Below are 18,392 nucleotides of genomic sequence, written 5' to 3'. Positions count from 1 at the left end.
CGGAGCAAAATCGCGCAACCTTCAGGGAGTGAGAAACATGAGCGCTGCGGATGTCGTAAGCAATTTGGGGGCGATGCTGGCCTCTGGTGGAGTGGAAGTTGTGGATTGTTCCGGGGTGCTTGGCCCGGACACGCCAATCCTTCAGCTGCCACCGGATTTTGCCAAGAACACGCCCAAGGTCGAGATCCACAAGATCAGTGAATATGACAATGACGGCCCGTTCTTTGCCTGGAACTGGATGGTGTTGGGGGAGCATTCCGGCACCCATTTTGACGCGCCGCATCACTGGATCACCGGCAAGGATTATCCGGACGGTTATACTGACAAACTGGATGTGCAGCGTCTGGTTGCGCCGGTGAACGTGATCGATTGCTCAAAAGAAAGTGCCGAGAACGAGGATTTCCTGCTGACCGCGGATGGGGTGAAGGCCTGGGAAAAGGAACATGGCGAGATTGGCGCAGGCGAATGGGTGGTGATGCGCACCGATTGGGACAGCCGCGTGGATGATGAGGCCAAGTTCCTGAATGCCGATGAAACCGGCCCGCACAGCCCCGGACCGACGCCGGATTGCATTGAATATCTTTTGAGTAAGAAAATCGTTGGCTGGGGCACGCAGTGCATAGGCACGGACGCGGGCCAAGCGGGTGGAATGGAGCCGCCCTATCCGGCGCATAACCTGCTGCACCGCGACAATTGCTTTGGTCTGGCGTCACTGGCCAATCTGGACAAACTGCCCGCCAAGGGCGCGATCCTGATTGCCGCGCCGCTGAAGATCAAGAACGGCACAGGCAGCCCTATCCGGGCATTGGCTTTGGTTCCCAAGGGCTGACGGGTGTCAAAGGTTGACCATCTGATCATCGGGTCGGGCATCAATGCATTGGTGGCCGCCGCGATGCTGGTGCGCAAGGGCGACAGCGTGCTGGTGATTGAACGCGAAGACCGCATCGGCGGGTGTATGTACACTTCGGATGATGTGACATTGCCGGGATATCATCACGATGTGATGGCGGCGACCTTTGTTCTGTTTCTGACCGGTCCGGCGCATGGGGCCTTGGGCGAGGATCTGGCGAAACACGGGTTGGAGTTCTGTCACACACAGCATCCGACAGCGGTGTTGCGACCGGATGGATCGGCCCTGACGCTGAGCATGGATCGCGACGCCAATGTCGCCGCATTCAATGCCCGTGCCGCAGGGGATGGCGATCAGCACCGCGCAGATGTGGGCGCGATTGAGCAGGATGCGGAGTTTCTGTTTGCGCTGCTGGGGCAACCTTTGTGGTCCCGGCAGACGGCGTGGCTGTTGGCGAAACAGGCGTGGAAGCGTGGCTTGACCCCGCTCAAGGCCTGGTTCGGGGCAGCGTTGGAACCGGCCCGCGGATGGTTGGAAACACGGTATCAAAGTGCAGATGTTCAGGCACTTTGGGCGCCATGGGTTTTGCATGTGGGATTGACGCCGGAAGCCAGCTATGGCGGCCAGATGGCGCGGGTCATCGCCTTTGCCCTTGAGGCGGCGGGCGCGCCGGTTGTCAAAGGCGGAGCAGGGCAGGCGGCAACGGCATTTGCCTCTCTGATAAAGGCGAATGGCGGGGAAATCCGCACGGGTGTTGAGGCGGCCAAGATCCTGATTGAGAATGGCAAAGCCGTGGGCGTGCAGACCGCGACGGGCGAGCGGATCGAGGCGGGCAATGTGATTGCCAGCACCGCGCCGGGGCAACTCTATGACGGGTTGCTGGCCGATCAGCCGCGCCCGGATGAGACCAAGAAATTCCGCCATGGGCGGGGCAATTTCCAGCTGCATTTTGCGTTGGACGGTCCGGTGGAATGGGCCGCCGAAGGGCTGGATGATGTGGCGCTGATCCATTTGGCGGATGGGGTCGATTCAGTCTCTAAATCAAGCAATGAAGCCGAACGCGGGCTTTTGCCCGCTTGTCCCACGATCTGTGTGGGGCAACCGCACCGGATGGATCCCAGCCGCTGCCCCGATGGTAAGGCGCTGCTGTGGCTGCAGATCCCCGATGCGCCGGGAGTGATCAAGGGCGATGCGGCGGGCGAGATTGCCACCGTGCCGGAATGGACCGAGACCATGCGCGAGGCTTTTGCCGACCGCATTGAGGCCATCCTGGCGCGACACATCCGCAACTGGGATCAGATCAAGCTGAAGCGGCGGGCCTATTCCCCTGCTGATCTGGAACAGATGAACATCAATCTGGTCGGCGGTGATCCCTATGGCGGGGCCTGCGCGATGGATCAGTTCTTTGTCTGGCGGCCGCAGGCTGGGCAGGTGAACAATGACACCGACGTTGCCGGGCTTTTTCATATTGGTGCTTCCACCCATCCCGGTCCGGGGCTAGGCGGAGGATCAGGTTTCAACGTGGCAAAAAGGCTTGGTGCATGACCGATATGAAAGACGCTGACGTGGCATCCCCCCGCCTTGGGGAAATGGGGCTGGAGAACTTTGCGCCCTATCTGATGAACCGGATTATCGGGCGGTATAACGCGGCGATCAATTCGGAGATGGCGGCGTTGGGTCTGACCACACCACAGATGCGTTCACTGGCGGTTTTGTCTGTGGTTGATGGAGTGCTGATCCGCGAACTGGCGGTCTATGCGGTGGTGCAACAATCGACACTCAGCCGGGCGCTGGACCAACTGGCGCAGAACGGGTTGATCCGTCGGGAGACCGACGAGAACGACAGCCGCGCCACGCGGGTGTTTCTGACCAACACCGGGCGCGAAGCCTACGAGCGGCTTTGGCCGCATATGGCGGCGGCCTATGAGGCGATGTTTGTCGGCATCGATGAAGATGAGAAGCGGGCCTTTGTCGGCACGTTGCAAAAGATCCTGCGCAACATTCGCAAGCATGATTTCTAAGCGCCAGGCTGCGCCCAGAGACAAGAACCGGAGTTTCAATCATGGCTGAACGGTCTTTCAAAGCGGAGGTGGAGCATCTGCGCAAGGGTGCAGGTGATACCTTCACCGGTGAAGGGATTCTGGCGATCACCAAGGCGCTTTTGGAAAACGGTGTGGGCTATGTGGGTGGCTATCAGGGCGCGCCGATCTCGCATCTGATGGATGTTCTGGCGGACGCCGAGGAATTGATGGCCGAGCTGGGCGTGCGGTTTGAGGCCAACGCAAGCGAGGCGGCAGCGGCGGCGATGCTGGCGGCATCGGTGCATTATCCCATTCGCGGCGCGGTGACGTTTAAAGGGCCGGTCGGGGTCAATGTGGCGTCCGATGCCTTGGCGAACCTGTGTTCCAGCGGCGTCAATGGCGGGGCGTTGATCATCGTTGGCGAGGATTACGGCGAGGGATCGTCGATCATGCAGGAACGGTCCCACGGATTTGCGATGAAATCGCAGTTTTGGCTGCTCGACCCGCGCCCGAACCTGCCGTCGATCACCAAGGCGGTGAAAGACGGGTTTGAGCTGTCCGAGGCCAGCAATACGCCGGTGATGTTGATGGTGCGCATCCGGTCGTGCCATGTGACCGGCAGCTTTGAAACCCGCGACAACGTTGCGCCGCCGCTGACGGTGAAACAGGCGATTGCCAATCCGCAGTCGGATTTCAACCGGGTTGTGCTGCCGCCGATGAGCTATGTGCACGAGCAGGACAAGATCAAGAACCGCTGGCCGGCGGCGGAAAGATTCATCACGGAAAACAAGCTGAACGAGGTGTTCGGCCCCGAAAAAGCGCCACTGGGAATCGTGGTGCAGGGGGGCATGTACAACGGGTTGATCCGCGCCTTGCAGCGGCTTGGGCTGGCCGATGTTTTTGGCAAGACCGAGGTGCCGATTTACTGCCTGAACGTCACTTATCCCATTGTGAGAGACGAATTTGACGCCTTCTGTGCGGGCAAGGATCATATTCTGGTGGTCGAGGAAGGCCAGCCGGAGCATATCGAACAGCAGCTTGGCGCGTTCCTTTACAAGGCGGGGGCCAAGCTCAAGCTCTATGGCAAGGACGTCTTGCCGATGGCGGGGGAATACACCGGACAGGTGATGTTGGACGGGGTCACGGCGTTTTTGAAAGCCGCCGCGCCGGAGATGTTGCCGGGCAAGGTGCGTGCCCCCAATGCCGAAGCGCCGCAGATCCCGGACCTGAGCAAGACCGTGCCGATCCGTCCACCGGGATTTTGTACAGGATGCCCCGAACGGCCGATTTTTGCGGGTATGAAGCTGGTTGAACAGGAGTTGGGCAAGCACCAGATCACAGGCGATATCGGATGCCATTTGTTTGGCTCTTTGCCGCCCTTTGAGATTGGCGGCGCGACGATGGGCTATGGCCTGGGACCAGCGGCCAATGCGGCCTTTGACGGGGGCGGCGAACGGCGGGCCATTTCGATGCTGGGGGATGGCGGGTTCTGGCACAACGGGTTGTCCAGCTCGATCGGGAACATGGTGTTCAACAAGTCCGACAATGTTGTTGTGATTGTCGATAACTATTATTCCGCCGCGACGGGGGGGCAGGATGTTCTGTCTTCTCGGGCGCATAATGACACCAAATCAACGGGCAATCCGATCTCTGCCGCGCTCAAGGGTGTGGGGGTGGAATGGATTCGCCAGATTGATCACACCTATGACGTGGCCAAGGTGCGCGACACGGTGCGCGAGGCATTGCTGACGGATTTCAAAGGGCCCAAGGTGATCGTGGCCTCTTCCGAATGTATGCTGAACAAACAGCGGCGGGAAAAACCCCTGCGCAATGCCGCGATCAAGGAAGGGCGGCGGGTGGATGTGCCGCGCTTTGGTGTGGACGCGGATGTGTGTACGGGCGATCACGCCTGTATCCGGTTGTCGGGCTGTCCGTCTTTGTCATTGAAACGGCTGGACGATCCGCTGCGCGATGATCCGGTTGCGCATATTGATCAAACTTGTGTGGGCTGTGGAAATTGCGGCGAGGTGGCGGATGCCGCGGTTCTGTGCCCATCGTTTTATCGGGCGGATGTGGTGCATAACCCCGGCGGATTTGAACGCTGGCGGGCTGGGCTCAGGGTGCGGGTCATTGGCTGGTTGCAAAGGCGGCGAGCGGGCAAACGATTGGCTGTCATGGGGGCGGGCCAATGAACATGGTCTTGCAACAAAAGACGCCGGATGCCCGCGTGGGGCAGATCATCAAGCTGGCGGTGCTGGCCGTAGGCGGGCAGGGCGGCGGCGTTTTGACCGGCTGGATCGAAGCCTTGGCGCGGGCGCAGGGCTATGCCTGTCAGGCGACATCGGTGGCGGGCGTGGCCCAGCGGACGGGCGCGACAATCTATTATGTTGAGATGACCCCAAAGAGCGATCAGGCACCGGTTTTTGCGCTGGCCCCGTCGGGGGGTGATGTGGATGTGATGATCGCCGCCGAGATGATGGAGGTGGGCCGGTCCATCATGCGCGGCTTTGTGACGCCGGATCGCACCACCTTGATTGGATCGACACATCGGGCGCTTGCAGTGTCTGAGAAAATGGCTCCCGGTGACGGGATTGCCGATGCCGACGAAGTGCGCGCCGCAGCAGAGATTGCTGCGCAGCGATTGATCCTTGCGGATATGGACAAGCTGGCCATTGAACAGGGGTCGGTGATTTCCTCCAGCCTGTTTGGCGCTTTGGCGGGATCAGGCGCCTTGCCGTTTCCCCGCGCCGCGTTCGAAGAGGCGATCCGCGCGGGCGGCAAAGGGGTTGAAGCCTCCTTGCGCGGTTTTGCCGCCGGGTTTGAGGCGGCGCAGGGCGAAGGGGCGGCCTTGGAGGCACCGGCAGCTGCAGCGGACAGCGCTCAGGTCAGCGGCCCGCCCGCAATGATGAAAGACTGGCAGGCCTTGATGGCGCGGATTGCCGCGATGCCGGACCCCGTGCAAGACATGGCAAAGGCCGGTTTGGCCAAGGTCGTGGATTTTCTCGATTGTGCCTATGGCGGTGAATACCTTGATCATCTTGAGGGTGTCTTGGCCCGTGACACTGCGGCGCATGACTGGGCGCTGAGCGCTGCGGCGGCAAAATATGTTGCCAATGCTATGGCCTATGATGACATCATTCGGGTGGCCGATCTCAAGACACGCAGCACAAGGTTTGACCGGATCAATGGCGAGATGAATGTCGGCGATGGGCAGGTGCTTGAGCTGATGGAGTTTTTTCATCCCCGCGCCGAAGAGATCGCCAGCCTGATGCCCGCGAAGATGGGCGCGAAATGGGAGGCCAGCCCGCGCCGCATGGCGCTGCTGGACCGGTGGTTCAACAAGGGTCGGCGGCTGCGGACGCATCGGTTGCGGTCTTTTGTGATGTTGCATCTGCTGGGCGGGCTGAAGGGATATCGGCGGCGCACGCGGCGGCATGAGGTCGAACAGGCCCATTTGAAGGATTGGCTACGCCACAGTCTTGCCCCGTTGGAACGCGACTATGCGCTGTCCGTCGAGTTGTTGAAATGCAGACGGCTTGTCAAAGGATACTCGGATACCCATGCGCGGGGGCTGTCGAAGTTTGCCAAGGTGATGGAGGCCGCCAAACTGTTGGACGGGCGCGAGGATGCGGCGGAATGGGTCGCACGTCTGCGCGAAGCGGCACTGCAAGACCCGGACGGCAAGGCGCTGGACGGTGCCATACAGACGATCAGAAGCTTTATTTAACAGAGCGTTAACCAATTAAATCAAAAAATCGCGGTCATTGTTAGGATTTGAGGCAAGCTGTCTAAATTGCGCCACATTCTCGTGCCACCACTCTAGCATCGGTAGAATTGGGTGGGGCTTATCCTGTTCGCCGCTCTCTGCCAGAAGGCAAAAGAGGCTTTCCATCTCTGCGGTTGCGCGTCAGAGGCGGACATTGAATGGAACACTCGCAAGGGTGTTGAAGCAAAACATGAAGTTTCTGATCGTTGATGATGACCCGGTAATTCTCGACCTGCTGACCGAAATTCTGTCCGGCTATGGATATGAAGATCTGGTTACAGCCACAGGTGCAGACGATGCCTTGACCGCCCTGCACGCGCAGGATGCGCCCTTTGATTGTTTGATGCTGGATATCCAGATGCCCGGCATGGACGGGATCGAACTGTGCCGCACCGTGCGGCAGATGCCCGATTATGCGGAAACCCCGATCCTGATGATCACGGCGATGAGCGATAAACCCTATATCGATTATGCCTTTGCCGCAGGCGCGACCGACTACACCGTCAAACCGTTTGATGTGGTTGAGCTGATGTCGCGGGTGCGGAATGTGGAGCGGAGCAACCCTTATGGGCGCATGGGTATGTTTGACCCCACTGGACGTGGCGCAACGCCCAAGACCGGCTATGATTATCCGGTTCCCGTGACAGGGTCGGTAAACGGGTTCATCCGCATGACGGTGCTGGAGAATTATGCCCGGTCGATCCAGAAGCAGCGCATTTTTGCGATGGTCGCCTTTGCGATCCATATTCCCGAACTAAAAGAGGTGCATGCCACCACCACCAGCGCACGGTTTGCCAAGGTTTTGACCGGGATTGCGCGGGCGATTTCGGAAACCTTGCTCGGCACTCAGGCGTTCATGTCCTACATCGGTGAGGGCAAGTTCTTGTGCATTTGCGATCACACCCGTTTGATGGACATCACCGCGCTGCAAAGCGAGCTGGCGCTGGTTCTGAGCGAAGATGAATATGTGCCATCCGGCATCGCCGTGAATGGGTTGAGCGTCATTGTTGGTCCGGCCTGTGTGCCCAAGGCCTTTGACCGGCCCAAGGATCTGAAGTTTATCGAACGGGCGCTGGACGGTTTGGAAAGCCGCGAGGCCAGCCACGTGGACCGGCCGGCACGGTCAATCGCAGCGCGCCTGTTTCAAAGGCTCAGTTTCCAATAGGCAAGGCGCCTCCTGTTGAGTGGGCCGTGGCAAAAAGGCCGCAGAGACACGAGAACGTGAAATTCGGATTCAATTCCTTAACCACGATTTAACTTATGCGGGAATTTTCAGAGACCGGTTTTCCGCTTTATGTTAAGATTGTCCTTAACGGTAGGAAAAATACCGAAAATACAAAAACCACCCGAGGCAGTTTGAAACCATGATGCAGGCACCCCAAGATTCGAATCTCGAAAAGTTGCAGGCCGGCCTGGCCAAGATCAAAGAACGGTTTGTACAATCCATGCCAGAGCGCGTTGCAGAGTTCGACGCCTTGATGGATCAGCTTTATGAAGATGAAGACACCGAAAAGGTGGTCGATGAAATTTGCCAACGTGCGCACAAGTTGCACGGGCAGGCGGGTTCTTTCGGATTTGCAGAGATTGGCGCGATGGCCGCAAAGCTGGAACAGAACATCCGCGATGTTCAGGACGGGCCGCGACCGATGAATACCGAGGGGATCGAAGCGGACCTGGTTGCGATGCTCGACCAGATCGACGCAAGCTTGAACGTGACCTGATCGCGCATGCACCGCCTTTTTCACATCATGCCGACAGGGCTGACGATCGGGGCGCTTGTGCGGCTCGGGTTGGTGATTGTCTGTGCGCTGTGGATGGTGGCGGGCCGCGCCGCGATGGCGCAGGACACCTCTGACACTGAAATCCGGGTTGGCATTCTGGCGACCGAAGGCGCGACACGCGCGTTGGAGGCGTGGACACCGACCATTGATCTGTTGAACGGCGCCGCCGAAAACCAGAACCTGCCCTATCGGTTCAAGATCGAGCCGCATACGGATCTGTCATTGCTTGACGGTATTGCGGAGGACCGGATTGATCTGTTCCTTGGCGATCCTGCCACCTTTGTGGTGGGTGAAGTCGAAAGCGGGGCGCGGGCGTTGCTGTCTGTTGCGCATATGTGGAACGGTGTCACCTATGACGAAACGGGCGCGGTGGTGTTTGTCCGCGCTGACAGTGATATCCGCGATTTGGAAGATGTTGCAGGCCGCCCGATCATGGGGGTTGCAGCGCAGGAGATGACCGGCTGGCAATTGGCACAGCAGGAGTTTCGCAAAAACCGGCTGGAGCCGGAAGACTTTGGTTCGAACGTGATGTTTTCGGGCGGCAACCAGCGCGAGGTTGTTTATGCGGTGCAAACCGGCCTCGTCGATGTCGGGGTGGTCCGCGCCGGGGTTTTGGAGAACCTTGCCAAACAGGGGGCGCTGTCGCTGGATGATTTTCGACCCTTGGGGGCGATGGATCACGACGGTTATCCGTTCTGGGTCAGCACGCCGCTTTATCCTGATTGGGTCATCTCGGCGGTGCCGGATGTCCCAGAAGAGGTTTTGGCGCTGGTGATCAACAGCCTGTTGTCGGTGACCGTGGACAGCGACGTGTCACAATCGGCGGGCGGCGTGGTGTGGCAAGCGCCGCAAAACTACCAAACGGTGCATGAGCTTTTGATCTCGCTCCGGGCGCGGCCATATGAAAACTATCTGCGCCGTGCGGCGACGCGGATTTATTCCGCATACCAGTGGCCGGTGATCGGGCTTGGCACACTGATTGTTCTGTCACTTGCGTTTTTGGCGTTTCAGGTGCGGCGCAATGCGCAGCTGGCCGAAGCCCGCAAGAACGTCCTGCAATCGGAGGTGCGGTCAAAACAGTTTTATCGCAATGCGATCGAGGACCACACGGTCTTTTGTATGCTTACCAAGGACGGCGTCATATCGCATGTGAATGAAAGGCTTCTGAAGGCGCTTGACCGGCCACGATCCAGCCTGATGCAGAACCATCTGGCGACGCTGTTGAACGAGACAAATCAAAGTCTGCTGGAGACCGAGATCATGGCCGCCATGCAATCGGGCGCGCCTTGGCAGGGGCCGTTGCAATTGACGCGCGGCGATGACAAGTCCGCTTGGGTGCAATGTACATTCATTCCGGTGACCAGCGCATCGAACACCTTGAGCGAGATCGCCATTGTTGCCTCAGATGTGACCGAGACCCGCACGGGCGTGTCCGAAAGCCGGTTCAACAACACGTTGGAGTTGATCCAGGATCAGGTCATCGTCATGCGCCCCGGTACGTTTGAACTGATGTACGTCAATTCTTCCGCGCATCAGCTGCTGATCGGTGAACGGATGGGCGGCACTTGGAAAGGCAAGAAAGCCTCTGACTTTATCACCAAAGAGGACTTCGAGGCGCTGAAAATGCGGGCGGAGGCGACCATCGCCGGACCGCAACGGCGCGTCACATGGGAGGTCGAAGGCAAGTTCGATGTTACCTATGAGATCAGCCTTGAATATGCCCAGCCCGAACAGGATGAGCCGCGCCTTATCGTGATTTATCGCGATATCTCCGAACGCAAGGCGGTGGAGAAAGCCAAGAACGAATTTATCGCAACGGTCAGCCATGAATTGCGCACGCCGCTGACCTCGATGAAAGGGGCGCTTGGCCTTGCGGTATCGGGTGCGGTGGGTGAAGTGCCGGAGAAGATGAACGGCGTGATCAATATGGCCGCGTCAAACTGTGACCGGCTGGTGACGCTGATCAACGACATTCTTGACCTTGAGAAAATCAGCTCGGGCAAGATGGATTATAAGATGCAGACGTTTGATCTGAACACGGTCGTGTCTGACGCGCTTGAGGCGAACAAGTTCTATGCCGAGAAGTTTGGCGTGACCTTGCGGCGGATTGGCGATGCGAAAGAGAATGAATTCCGCACCTATGGCGATGCCACGCGCCTGACGCAGGTGATGGACAACCTGATGTCGAACGCGGCCAAGTTCTCGCACAAGGGATCGGAGATCCTGGTGTCCTTGAGGGAGTATGAAGGCCGTTTGCGCATTTCTATCCGGGACTTTGGTGATGGCATTCCGGAAAAGGCGCAGGCCACGATCTTTGACAAGTTTACCCAAGCGGACAGTTCTGACACCCGGTCCAAGGGCGGCACCGGTCTTGGCCTGTCGATTGTGAAACTGATCGTTGAGCATCACAAAGGCCGGATTGCATTTATCAGCAAAGAAGGCATCGGCACCGAATTTTTTGTCGATCTGCCGATGCTGGATGGCGAAACGGTTGTGCCGATCTCGCGCAAGGGATCTGACGACAGCGCAGACCTGACCTTTACCGATACCTTGCCGGATACGGTTGCGATTGCGACGCCCCTAGTGGGTGAAACCGCGATTGACCGTTTGGTAACCAAAAGCCGCGAAACTGGAACGAACGTTAAATTCGAGCTTGGCCGCGTGAACGCATTGCAGGTCGCAAAGGGCCGCGGCGTCGTGGGTCAGTCGACGGTATTGAACTGGCTGTCGAGCCATGAGCAAGCCTTGATGGTGGAGCTGCTGCAGCGTGACGATCTGGAAAACTGTGACGTTTCCGTCATCGAGATCACGCAGCCAAAGAACGCTCGGCAGGATGTTGCCGCACGCAATATCACGTCGGGTACAATGGTGCGGGATTGGTTGCGCGAATGCAGTGATCTGCTTGTCGGTGAAGGTGGTGAGATGGCCAAGGTTCTGGGGATCAGCGACGACAAAGAGGTCGCTCAATGGTTGGCCGAGCAGGAGATAGAAACGGTCCGGAACAAGGGTGCAGCCGTCACAAAGTCGCGCGAGACCCAATATGACTTGATCGCGCATTTTGGCGAGGGCAATGATGCCGCGACGCTGGCCCTGTTCCCGATGCAGGGCGGGCGTTTGCCATCCGGTTGGCCGGTGACGCTGATCGTTTCTTCGGCCGAGAAAAAGCAGGCGGGCCGGGGCGTGGTCTCGAAATTCGCAAGTGGTGGCGGACGCGGTCGGCGGCGGGCGTGAAAATGAAACGGAAAACTAAAACGTGGAAAGCGGGGAAACAGGATGGCTGAGCTAAAGAAGATTTTGCACGTCGAAGACGATGCCGAGATTTTGCAGATCACTGGAATGGCCCTGAATCTTGTGGGCGATTTCGACATCATGCAGGTGGATCGCGGCGACAAGGCGCTGGCGGTGATCGAGGAATTTCAACCGCAATTGATCTTGAGCGATGTACAGATGCCGGGGTTGACCGGGCCAGAGACATTGGTGGAAATCCGCAAGATGCCAGGGTTCGAGAACGTGCCTTGTATCTATCTGACGGCGCGGTTGATGGACGGCGGCGAAGGGTTGATCGTGCATCCGGCCGATCTGGACGTGATTGGCAAACCTTTTGATCCGATGACATTGGCCGATCAGATAAACGAGATCTGGACCACAAAATACGAGGCGGCGGCCTGACCCTTTCGGGGAAAGCTACCCCTCGCCCTCGCCCCGTTTGAGCAAGAACAGATTGCGGCCTGCATCATCCAGCGCGGCGATTTCGGCACGCGCCTCTTCTGACTTTTGTTCTTTGACCGCACGATCCAGCACTGTTTCGTTGGTCTTGGTCTCGCGGAACGCGGTGAACAAGCGGGCTTCGGCCAGCGCGGCCTGTTCTTCGAGTTTTTCACGTTCTTCTTCGAGGCCGCGCTGCTTGATATCAACTGATTTGAGATAGCCGGGCAGATAGGGGCGGGTGTCTGCGTTGCTTTGGCTGGCTTCGGTCGCGGCCTGCTGGGACAGATCTGCGCTTTGCCGGTCCAGATCCGATTGGGCGGCACGCAGGGCAGAGAGTTCCGCGCCGATGCTTTCCAGTTCGTGTTGTTTGATGCGGCCAATCAGCTTGAGCGCGGCCAAGCGGTTGCGCGGAGGCATCGGTTAAGCGGCCTCTGGCGCCGACTGTCGTGCCTCTTCCATCTCATAGAAGGATGGCTGCAGGTTGCTTGGGATGTTGCCGCGGCCAATCTCGGTGCAGATGGCAGGCGAATGGTTGTGCAGCATCGCGATGAAGATGTCGCGGATCACAGCGTAGTAAATGCCGTCCTGCTCTTCGATGGCCTCAAGCCGGTTGGCCAGCGGAGCCACAAAAAGATAGGCAAGGAAAACTCCCAAGAACGTCCCCACCAAAGCGCCGCCGATCATACCACCGAGAATGGCGGGCGGTTTGTCGATGGAGGCCATGGTTTTGATAACGCCCAAAACCGCCGCAACAATCCCGATCGCAGGCAAAGCGTCGCCCACAACAGTGAGGCCATGCGGTGCAACAAGCGCCTCGTGATGGTGTTTCTTGAGCTTGCGGTTGATCACGTCTTCGGCCTGGTAGGGGTCATCAAACTGCAGGGCGAGCATACGGAAACTGTCGGTGATCAAATCAATGGCAAAGTGATCTTTCTGCAGCTTGGGGTATTGGGAAAAGATCGTGCTTTCCTTAGGGTTTTCAATGTGTTCATCGAGGGACAACATGCCGTTCTGTTGGTACATCTTGGCCAGTGTGAACATCAGGTTCAGCAGATCGATGTAATCTTTATTCTTCCACTTGGGCCCTTTGAAGGTTTTAACGAGCCCCTTTGCCGCGCCTTTGATGTCGCCCAGAGAGTTGGCCGCAATGAACGAACCAATGGCCGCACCGCCGATCATCATGCCTTCAAATGGCAGGGCGTGTGTGATGATGCCCATCTCGCCCCCGGACAGCATATAGCCGCCGAAAACCATGCCCATAACAACAACGAAACCCAGGATAACTGTCATTTTGCGCCCTCTGCGTCGGTCCGTAGAAGTTTAACCTCTATTCTCGACAAAACTCAAGGATAGTTGGCTGATGTTAAGTATAAAACTGAGGAACCAATAACAGTTGACACCGCTTAGGGGAAGAATACAAGTTTAGGTATGTATATTACGGTTTGGAGATCAGGCGCATGAACAGTACCGAGAGTGTTTTGGTGGTGCTGATTGACGGCGAAGACGTGAAACATGTGTTCTCGGCCTGGCCAAGCGACATTTGCCTTGCTGCCTGTTTGATGCGCGATGGCGATTGCAGCATGATCGTGTTCCGCCGTGATGAGCGCCCGCGCGTGCCCGCCAGACTGGTGCAGACCTTGGGCGTTCCAGCCGAGGCGGTTTGTTTTGTGCCCAAGGTGATCGGCTATGAGACCAAACAGTTCTTGTATTCCGATGAGCGCCGTTTGATGGAATTGGTCGCGTCCTATCCTGCGATATTGGAAGAGGCGATCGATTACGCCGTCAACTATACCTATGCACTGGAAGAGGGGCTTGATCCCGAAGTCTTGCTGGGTCTCAAGCAGAAGGACTATCGCGCAAGTCCGATCCAGGCGCCGACGGTTGTACCGGCCCCTTCCTTCCGGCGGCATCCTTTTCAGGACAAACCGAAGCGGGCAAATGAGTTGAACCCGCTGTTGCCTGATTTTCTGAGAAAGTCGGCGGAAAATGCGCGGCGGCCCCGGTTTGCGACAGTGCGCAAATCGAGGCCGGCGGCATTGGTGCCTCAGGTTTAACGCAGCGCGCTGCGCAGATGTTGGAAGACCTGATCGCCAAGAGGGCTTGGTTCGGGTTCTGTATGATCCGCGGCATGCTGAGTTTCTTGAACCGTATCCATATCAGTTTCAGCGTGATCTTCGGTTGGCGCGGGATCATCCATCTTTTCCGCGGGCATATCCGCTTTGGCTTCTTTCACCATCGGGGCCATGTCGGCTTTTTGGCGGTACTGCACCAGAATGGAGATGCGGCGGTTGGTCGGATCTTCCGGGTTTTCCGGGACCAACAGTTGTGTATCGGCCAGACCTGACACCCGGATGATGCGGGCCCGGTTTACGCCGGACCCTTCAAACACACGGCGGGTGGCATTGGCGCGATCCGAGGACAGATCCCAGTTGTCGTATTTGGTGCTGTCGGCGAATGGCACGGCGTCGGTGTGGCCAGACAGGACCATGCGATTGGGGATGTTTGAAAGCGATTGCCCAAGCTTGGTCATCAGGGTTTTGGTTGCACCCGCCATTTCGGCGCGGCCGCTGTGGAACATCGGTTTTCCGTCCTGATCGACAATCAGAATTTGCAGGCCATCCGGGGTTTTCTCAAAGATAACATTGGCTTCGAGATCCTTGAGATCAGGGTTCGCCTGCATGGCATGTTGAATTTCTTTGCGGAGTTCTTCGAATTGGTTGTCATCTTGTTCGCGTACTTCGGCCATCGCGGCGTCTTCGCCACCGGTTCCCTCGGCGGTGCCTTCTTTTCCGGAGTCGCTGAACTCTACCGCGGCGTCTGCAGCGGCGGGGTGTTCGTGATCACCTTCTTTGGAGCCGAGCACTTTTTCCTTGGGGTCGGATGTGGGGGTGACGTCGCGAATCTCCCATTTGGCGGGGGAGGGATCGTCAATTTTGCCAAGTTCGGAGCCACGCGCCACGACACTGCCGTTTGAGGCGGTCAATGTGCCGGGTGGTCCGAGAGTTGCACCATCCAATACGCCGCTGCCGCCGGGCATGGTCGCATTGGTGAAATATTCCGCGATGCCGCGCAATTTGGCTTCGTCAGAGCTGGCGAGGATCCACATAAGCAGGAAAAACGCCATCATCGCTGTCATGAAGTCCGCGTAAGCCACTTTCCAGCCGCCACCGTGATGGCCGCCACCTTCGATGACTTCGATCTTCTTAAAAATCTTGGGCTGCGCTGCTGCTGCCATGATGCTCTGCCTCGTCCACGTCGATTGGTTCGATCGTTTTCGGCGGGCGTGCTTCTGCTAGTCCGCGGTTAGGGCAGTTATCAATGTTAAGTGTGAGTTAAGGAGGACCAAATTGGGGCAATACTGTGGCCCTGTCTCCGGGTGTCAGACCGAGGGTCTGCCGCTTTGCTGGGTGCTGTCATCGCGGGCATATTTCCCAAGACCGATCCGTTTGGCGTATTCGGCCTTGCGGATGGAATAGTTTGGCGCGACCAGCGGGTGGTCTTCTGGCAGATCAAATTGCAGGCGGTATTGATCTTCGGTCAGGCCATGTTCCGCCTTGAGGTGACGCTTGAGCATCGTAAAGGACCGGCCACAACACAAGCAGGTGACGGTGTCATTGGTTACGGATTTGGAAACCGGAACCGCCGGATGGGCCATGACAGCGGTTGGAACGGGCGGTTTGGGCGCTTCGCCTGCGTTGGCAATTGCGCCGGTTATGCCGCTCATGGCGTTTGGCAATTGCCGGGCCAGCGAGAGCACGTCTTCTACTGTTGCATTTTCGCGAGACGCAAAGGCGCTCAGTACTTTCAGCGCGGCATCGGATGGATCAACTGTGTTTTTGTTTTCCACAATCATCTCGCTCTTTGTTTCAGTCGACCGTAATCAGATCGCGCATACAGATGCGCGCGCCAACCTGCCTGTTTCCAAATTCTCTTTGTCTGCCAATCGGCCCAAGGCGCGGACTCTCGCAATGTAAAAGGCGAGTATCCATGCTTTGAGCTTATGATCAAAACTTTGGACAAGATAAGCCGCCAATTCTCCTTGCTTTACAAGAAAAATGTGCAAACCGGCTCATTTTTGCGCAAATTCGCCCGTTTCAGACGCCATTTGTGCAAAATCCTCTAGTTTTGCGTGTGTTAATGGCACAGCGAAGCGGGGGTGCCACCATTTTGAGAGATCTGACCAAGATCAGTTGTGCCGCTCGTGTTTGTCAAAAGTCCCGCCTGCGTGATGACATGCCCTGCTGCTTGCAGCGTGTCATGAAGAAAGTCGTCGTGCTCTGTCAGTTTGATCAATTTTTCCAACCGCTGTGCCGCTGCGAGTGCGAGCGACCGGGTTGCGTAAGCGCCGTTTGTGCCTGTCATTTTGTTACCCAGTTTCCAGGTTTATGCCGGCGCTTTCTGCGACCGTTACAAGTACTATGTAGGACTGAAAGTTAACAGAAGGTGAAAAGATCGGGTAAATCTGGAAGAAAGCCGGTTTGTTCTTTCATTGTTCTTGAGGCGCGGGTTTTGCGTCCGATCGCAGCAAAGAATAGTGAATTTTCCAATAAGAAATTGTTGAAAAATTCCACTTAAAGTTACAAACTTGAGGCAGGGTGAGTCTTAACCCGTTGTTCTCAAAGAGTCGTTTTACCGATCATGAATCAGGACCAAAATCGCTTTTCTTCTGTGCTGGTCACCACCGACCCGGCGCTGAAGACTGCGTTGAGCTACCTGTTTTCTGTTATCTTAAAATACGACTTTGATGTCATCGAGGATTTTTCCCAAGAGGGGCAGGACGCGGCACTTTCTCTTACCCCTCAGGCGCTGTTTGTATTTCCACCCAAGGTCAAGGAAGAGGCTCTCGCGCTGATCGAGCGGGTGAAAGGAAAAGCGAACCCACCTGTGGTGATCGTGCTGCAGAATGGCGTGTCGGAATTTGGGGCACAGGCCTTTCTTGCCGGTGCGGATGATGTGGTTGACTGGCCTTGTTCGTTACATGAATTGGCGCTGCGTCTTTTTGTGCGGTTGGGGCAATCGCCCAATACCAGCTCGGCTTCGGTTCGGGATGCCAATTGGGAGACCGAAGCCTATATCGCGGCGCGAGCCGGCCTGACGACAGCCGAGGCGCAGGTGATGCGGGTTTTGTTCAGCCATGATGGGCAAATCGTGACGCGAGACGACCTGAGCTATGCGGTGGATGCGCGGCCCTGGCGGTATGGTGATCGCAAGTTTGATGTCCATGTTGCGAAAATCCGGAAAAAACTGCTGGATTCATTTGGTTCCCAGATGTCGGTTTCGACCGTGCGGTCCTCGGGGTATTGCCTGTCGACGAACGGCGCGGATCTGTTCAACGAAAGCTGAAAATCTGGCGAAATTTCATCGTTGCATGCGGATGCAACGTCTGGCCGCACCCTCCCCAAAAATGGTGAATTAAGGATTTAGTAGTTTTCTCTTTTATCAAGAGGGGAAATGTAAATTCGCTACCCCTGCTGAGCTTCTGCTAGATTTTGCCCCGAACACAAACTCTAGGAGCAAGCGAAATCCCCGCCACTAGATGTAGAACCCCATAAATCAAGGGAAATTTGTGGACTTTGGTAACCATTCCGGAATTGGCCCTGCCTGCAAACCCACTGTTTTCAGGTGGTTTGGCTGGGGCAAAGTTTCAGAAAGGTTAACAAATCTCTCATTCAAAATGAAAACTTCGCGAGGTAATCTGGAGTTGCATTAAGTTTGATGATCGGGGGATCGTGGCAGTGGTTGATATTCTTGAGCACGTTTGGAGTGGCACGATTGAGCGCCGCGAAGTTGCCGATCTTTCCCCCCTTGCACAGATCCTGTCCTCCCTTTTGGCGGCCCCGACGCTTTGCTTGATCACGCAGGCGGGAAAAAAGGATTTGAAACCGTTTGCAAGTTACGGTGGCTGCGAGGTGATGCCGGGGGCAAGCCTTGCTGATGTGCTTGACGAAGAGCTGGGCATCGAGATCAGTGACGAAACCATCGTGTTGGTCGAACCCCGCGCGATGAGCGAAGCGGATTATTATTCGGGCAAAGAGTTGGGCCAAGTTTTGGGCTCTCTCTTGGTGGATCTGTCAGGACTGGAGCAAGGTCAGCTGACCGCTTTTGCAGATCGCACAGCAGCGCAAGCGGCACCGGCGGGCCAGGAAATGGCAAAAGGGCGCCTGCAGGCAGAACAGATGGCGGAAAGCCACGTTAACTAACCTCTTCAGCGGCGCGTGCTGTGTTGCCGCGCCGCTGGCCAAAAGAATTTCCCATGAACAAGAGAC

16 protein-coding genes are annotated in these 18,392 nt (G+C 57.1%); 12 read left to right on the top strand and 4 right to left on the bottom strand.

All coding sequences use genetic code 11. The annotated features are described in order from the left end of the window. The first annotated feature begins 37 nt into the window (after positions 1 to 37). The 9 genes from JNX03_RS20175 to JNX03_RS20135 all read left to right on the top strand — a co-directional run bounded on the left by JNX03_RS20175 (position 38) and on the right by JNX03_RS20135 (position 12,087). Complete coding sequence (locus JNX03_RS20175) at positions 38 to 829, top strand: cyclase family protein (protein WP_203212541.1); 792 nt, start codon at positions 38 to 40, stop codon at positions 827 to 829. A 3-nt stretch (positions 830 to 832) separates the two neighbouring features. Further along, positions 833 to 2,395 carry a phytoene desaturase family protein gene (locus JNX03_RS20170; RefSeq protein ID WP_203212540.1) on the top strand — a complete coding sequence of 521 codons (1,563 nt, stop codon included), beginning with the start codon at positions 833 to 835 and terminating at the stop codon, positions 2,393 to 2,395. Beyond that, positions 2,392 to 2,871, top strand: coding sequence for a MarR family winged helix-turn-helix transcriptional regulator (locus JNX03_RS20165; protein WP_203240767.1), 480 nt, complete (start codon positions 2,392 to 2,394; stop codon positions 2,869 to 2,871). The genes JNX03_RS20170 and JNX03_RS20165 overlap by 4 nt, the downstream gene beginning before the upstream one ends. Before the next feature lie 41 nt (positions 2,872 to 2,912). Continuing rightward, the gene (locus JNX03_RS20160; RefSeq protein ID WP_203212539.1) at positions 2,913 to 5,063 is read left to right on the top strand and encodes an indolepyruvate ferredoxin oxidoreductase subunit alpha; all 2,151 of its coding nucleotides are present in this window, start codon (positions 2,913 to 2,915) and stop codon (positions 5,061 to 5,063) included. Continuing rightward, positions 5,060 to 6,598, top strand: a complete 1,539-nt coding sequence (locus JNX03_RS20155) for an indolepyruvate oxidoreductase subunit beta family protein (protein ID WP_203212538.1) — start codon at positions 5,060 to 5,062, stop codon at positions 6,596 to 6,598. The genes JNX03_RS20160 and JNX03_RS20155 overlap by 4 nt, the downstream gene beginning before the upstream one ends. 229 nt (positions 6,599 to 6,827) lie before the next feature. Beyond that, positions 6,828 to 7,802, top strand: a complete 975-nt coding sequence (locus JNX03_RS20150; RefSeq protein ID WP_203212537.1) for a response regulator — start codon at positions 6,828 to 6,830, stop codon at positions 7,800 to 7,802. 199 nt (positions 7,803 to 8,001) lie between these two features. After that, entirely contained in the window at positions 8,002 to 8,358 is a 357-nt protein-coding gene (locus tag JNX03_RS20145; RefSeq protein ID WP_203212536.1) for an Hpt domain-containing protein, read from the top strand. A gap of 6 nt (positions 8,359 to 8,364) precedes the next feature. Beyond that, positions 8,365 to 11,649 (top strand): PhnD/SsuA/transferrin family substrate-binding protein, encoded by a 3,285-nt coding sequence (locus JNX03_RS20140; protein WP_203212535.1) that lies wholly within the window; start codon positions 8,365 to 8,367, stop codon positions 11,647 to 11,649. 42 nt (positions 11,650 to 11,691) lie between these two features. Next, positions 11,692 to 12,087, top strand: coding sequence for a response regulator (locus JNX03_RS20135; RefSeq protein ID WP_203212534.1), 396 nt, complete (start codon positions 11,692 to 11,694; stop codon positions 12,085 to 12,087). A 15-nt stretch (positions 12,088 to 12,102) separates the two neighbouring features. Here JNX03_RS20135 and JNX03_RS20130 read toward each other — a convergent pair whose 3' ends face one another. Beyond that, complete coding sequence (locus JNX03_RS20130) at positions 12,103 to 12,543, bottom strand: flagellar motor protein (RefSeq protein WP_203212533.1); 441 nt, start codon at positions 12,541 to 12,543, stop codon at positions 12,103 to 12,105. Between the two features lie 3 nt (positions 12,544 to 12,546). Further along, entirely contained in the window at positions 12,547 to 13,416 is an 870-nt protein-coding gene (gene motA / locus JNX03_RS20125; RefSeq protein ID WP_203212532.1) for a flagellar motor stator protein MotA, read from the bottom strand. A gap of 167 nt (positions 13,417 to 13,583) precedes the next feature. Between motA and JNX03_RS20120 the strand changes: the two genes are divergently transcribed. After that, complete coding sequence (locus JNX03_RS20120; protein ID WP_203212531.1) at positions 13,584 to 14,180, top strand: flagellar motor protein; 597 nt, start codon at positions 13,584 to 13,586, stop codon at positions 14,178 to 14,180. Here JNX03_RS20120 and JNX03_RS20115 read toward each other — a convergent pair. Together JNX03_RS20115 and JNX03_RS20110 are read right to left on the bottom strand one after the other, a co-directional pair. Continuing rightward, the gene (locus tag JNX03_RS20115; RefSeq protein ID WP_203212530.1) at positions 14,177 to 15,361 is read right to left on the bottom strand and encodes a flagellar motor protein MotB; all 1,185 of its coding nucleotides are present in this window, start codon (positions 15,359 to 15,361) and stop codon (positions 14,177 to 14,179) included. The genes JNX03_RS20120 and JNX03_RS20115 overlap by 4 nt on opposite strands. Before the next feature lie 144 nt (positions 15,362 to 15,505). After that, positions 15,506 to 15,973 (bottom strand): MucR family transcriptional regulator, encoded by a 468-nt coding sequence (locus JNX03_RS20110; RefSeq protein ID WP_429000144.1) that lies wholly within the window; start codon positions 15,971 to 15,973, stop codon positions 15,506 to 15,508. A 791-nt stretch (positions 15,974 to 16,764) separates the two neighbouring features. On the opposite strand from JNX03_RS20110, the gene JNX03_RS20100 reads away from it, so the two are divergent. Together JNX03_RS20100 and JNX03_RS20095 are read left to right on the top strand one after the other, a co-directional pair. Beyond that, the gene (locus JNX03_RS20100; protein WP_231024394.1) at positions 16,765 to 17,469 is read left to right on the top strand and encodes a winged helix-turn-helix domain-containing protein; all 705 of its coding nucleotides are present in this window, start codon (positions 16,765 to 16,767) and stop codon (positions 17,467 to 17,469) included. 392 nt (positions 17,470 to 17,861) lie between these two features. Continuing rightward, positions 17,862 to 18,326: a hypothetical protein gene (locus JNX03_RS20095; RefSeq protein ID WP_203212527.1), complete on the top strand. Its 465-nt coding sequence runs from the start codon at positions 17,862 to 17,864 to the stop codon at positions 18,324 to 18,326. Positions 18,327 to 18,392: the final 66 nt, after the last annotated feature.

Origin of the sequence: Sulfitobacter mediterraneus, from assembly GCF_016801775.1 — a bacterium.
In the GTDB taxonomy this organism is placed as follows: Bacteria; Pseudomonadota; Alphaproteobacteria; order Rhodobacterales; family Rhodobacteraceae; genus Sulfitobacter; species Sulfitobacter mediterraneus_A.
Note: the sequence above shows the minus strand (reverse complement) of the source record. Positions and strands in the feature narration are given on the sequence as shown.

Excerpts from the sequence above, each read along its gene's own strand:
- JNX03_RS20175 (WP_203212541.1), top strand. The coding sequence starts at position 38 with ATGAGCGCTGCGGATGTCGTAAGCAATTTGGGGGCGATGCTGGCCTCT.
- JNX03_RS20165 (WP_203240767.1), top strand. The coding sequence starts at position 2,392 with ATGACCGATATGAAAGACGCTGACGTGGCATCCCCCCGCCTTGGGGAA.
- JNX03_RS20160 (WP_203212539.1), top strand. The coding sequence starts at position 2,913 with ATGGCTGAACGGTCTTTCAAAGCGGAGGTGGAGCATCTGCGCAAGGGT.
- JNX03_RS20155 (WP_203212538.1), top strand. The coding sequence starts at position 5,060 with ATGAACATGGTCTTGCAACAAAAGACGCCGGATGCCCGCGTGGGGCAG.
- JNX03_RS20150 (WP_203212537.1), top strand. The coding sequence starts at position 6,828 with ATGAAGTTTCTGATCGTTGATGATGACCCGGTAATTCTCGACCTGCTG.
- JNX03_RS20145 (WP_203212536.1), top strand. The coding sequence starts at position 8,002 with ATGATGCAGGCACCCCAAGATTCGAATCTCGAAAAGTTGCAGGCCGGC.
- JNX03_RS20140 (WP_203212535.1), top strand. The coding sequence starts at position 8,365 with ATGCACCGCCTTTTTCACATCATGCCGACAGGGCTGACGATCGGGGCG.
- JNX03_RS20135 (WP_203212534.1), top strand. The coding sequence starts at position 11,692 with ATGGCTGAGCTAAAGAAGATTTTGCACGTCGAAGACGATGCCGAGATT.
- JNX03_RS20130 (WP_203212533.1), bottom strand. The coding sequence starts at position 12,543 with ATGCCTCCGCGCAACCGCTTGGCCGCGCTCAAGCTGATTGGCCGCATC.
- motA (WP_203212532.1), bottom strand. The coding sequence starts at position 13,416 with ATGACAGTTATCCTGGGTTTCGTTGTTGTTATGGGCATGGTTTTCGGC.
- JNX03_RS20120 (WP_203212531.1), top strand. The coding sequence starts at position 13,584 with ATGAACAGTACCGAGAGTGTTTTGGTGGTGCTGATTGACGGCGAAGAC.
- JNX03_RS20115 (WP_203212530.1), bottom strand. The coding sequence starts at position 15,361 with ATGGCAGCAGCAGCGCAGCCCAAGATTTTTAAGAAGATCGAAGTCATC.
- JNX03_RS20100 (WP_231024394.1), top strand. The coding sequence starts at position 16,765 with ATGAATCAGGACCAAAATCGCTTTTCTTCTGTGCTGGTCACCACCGAC.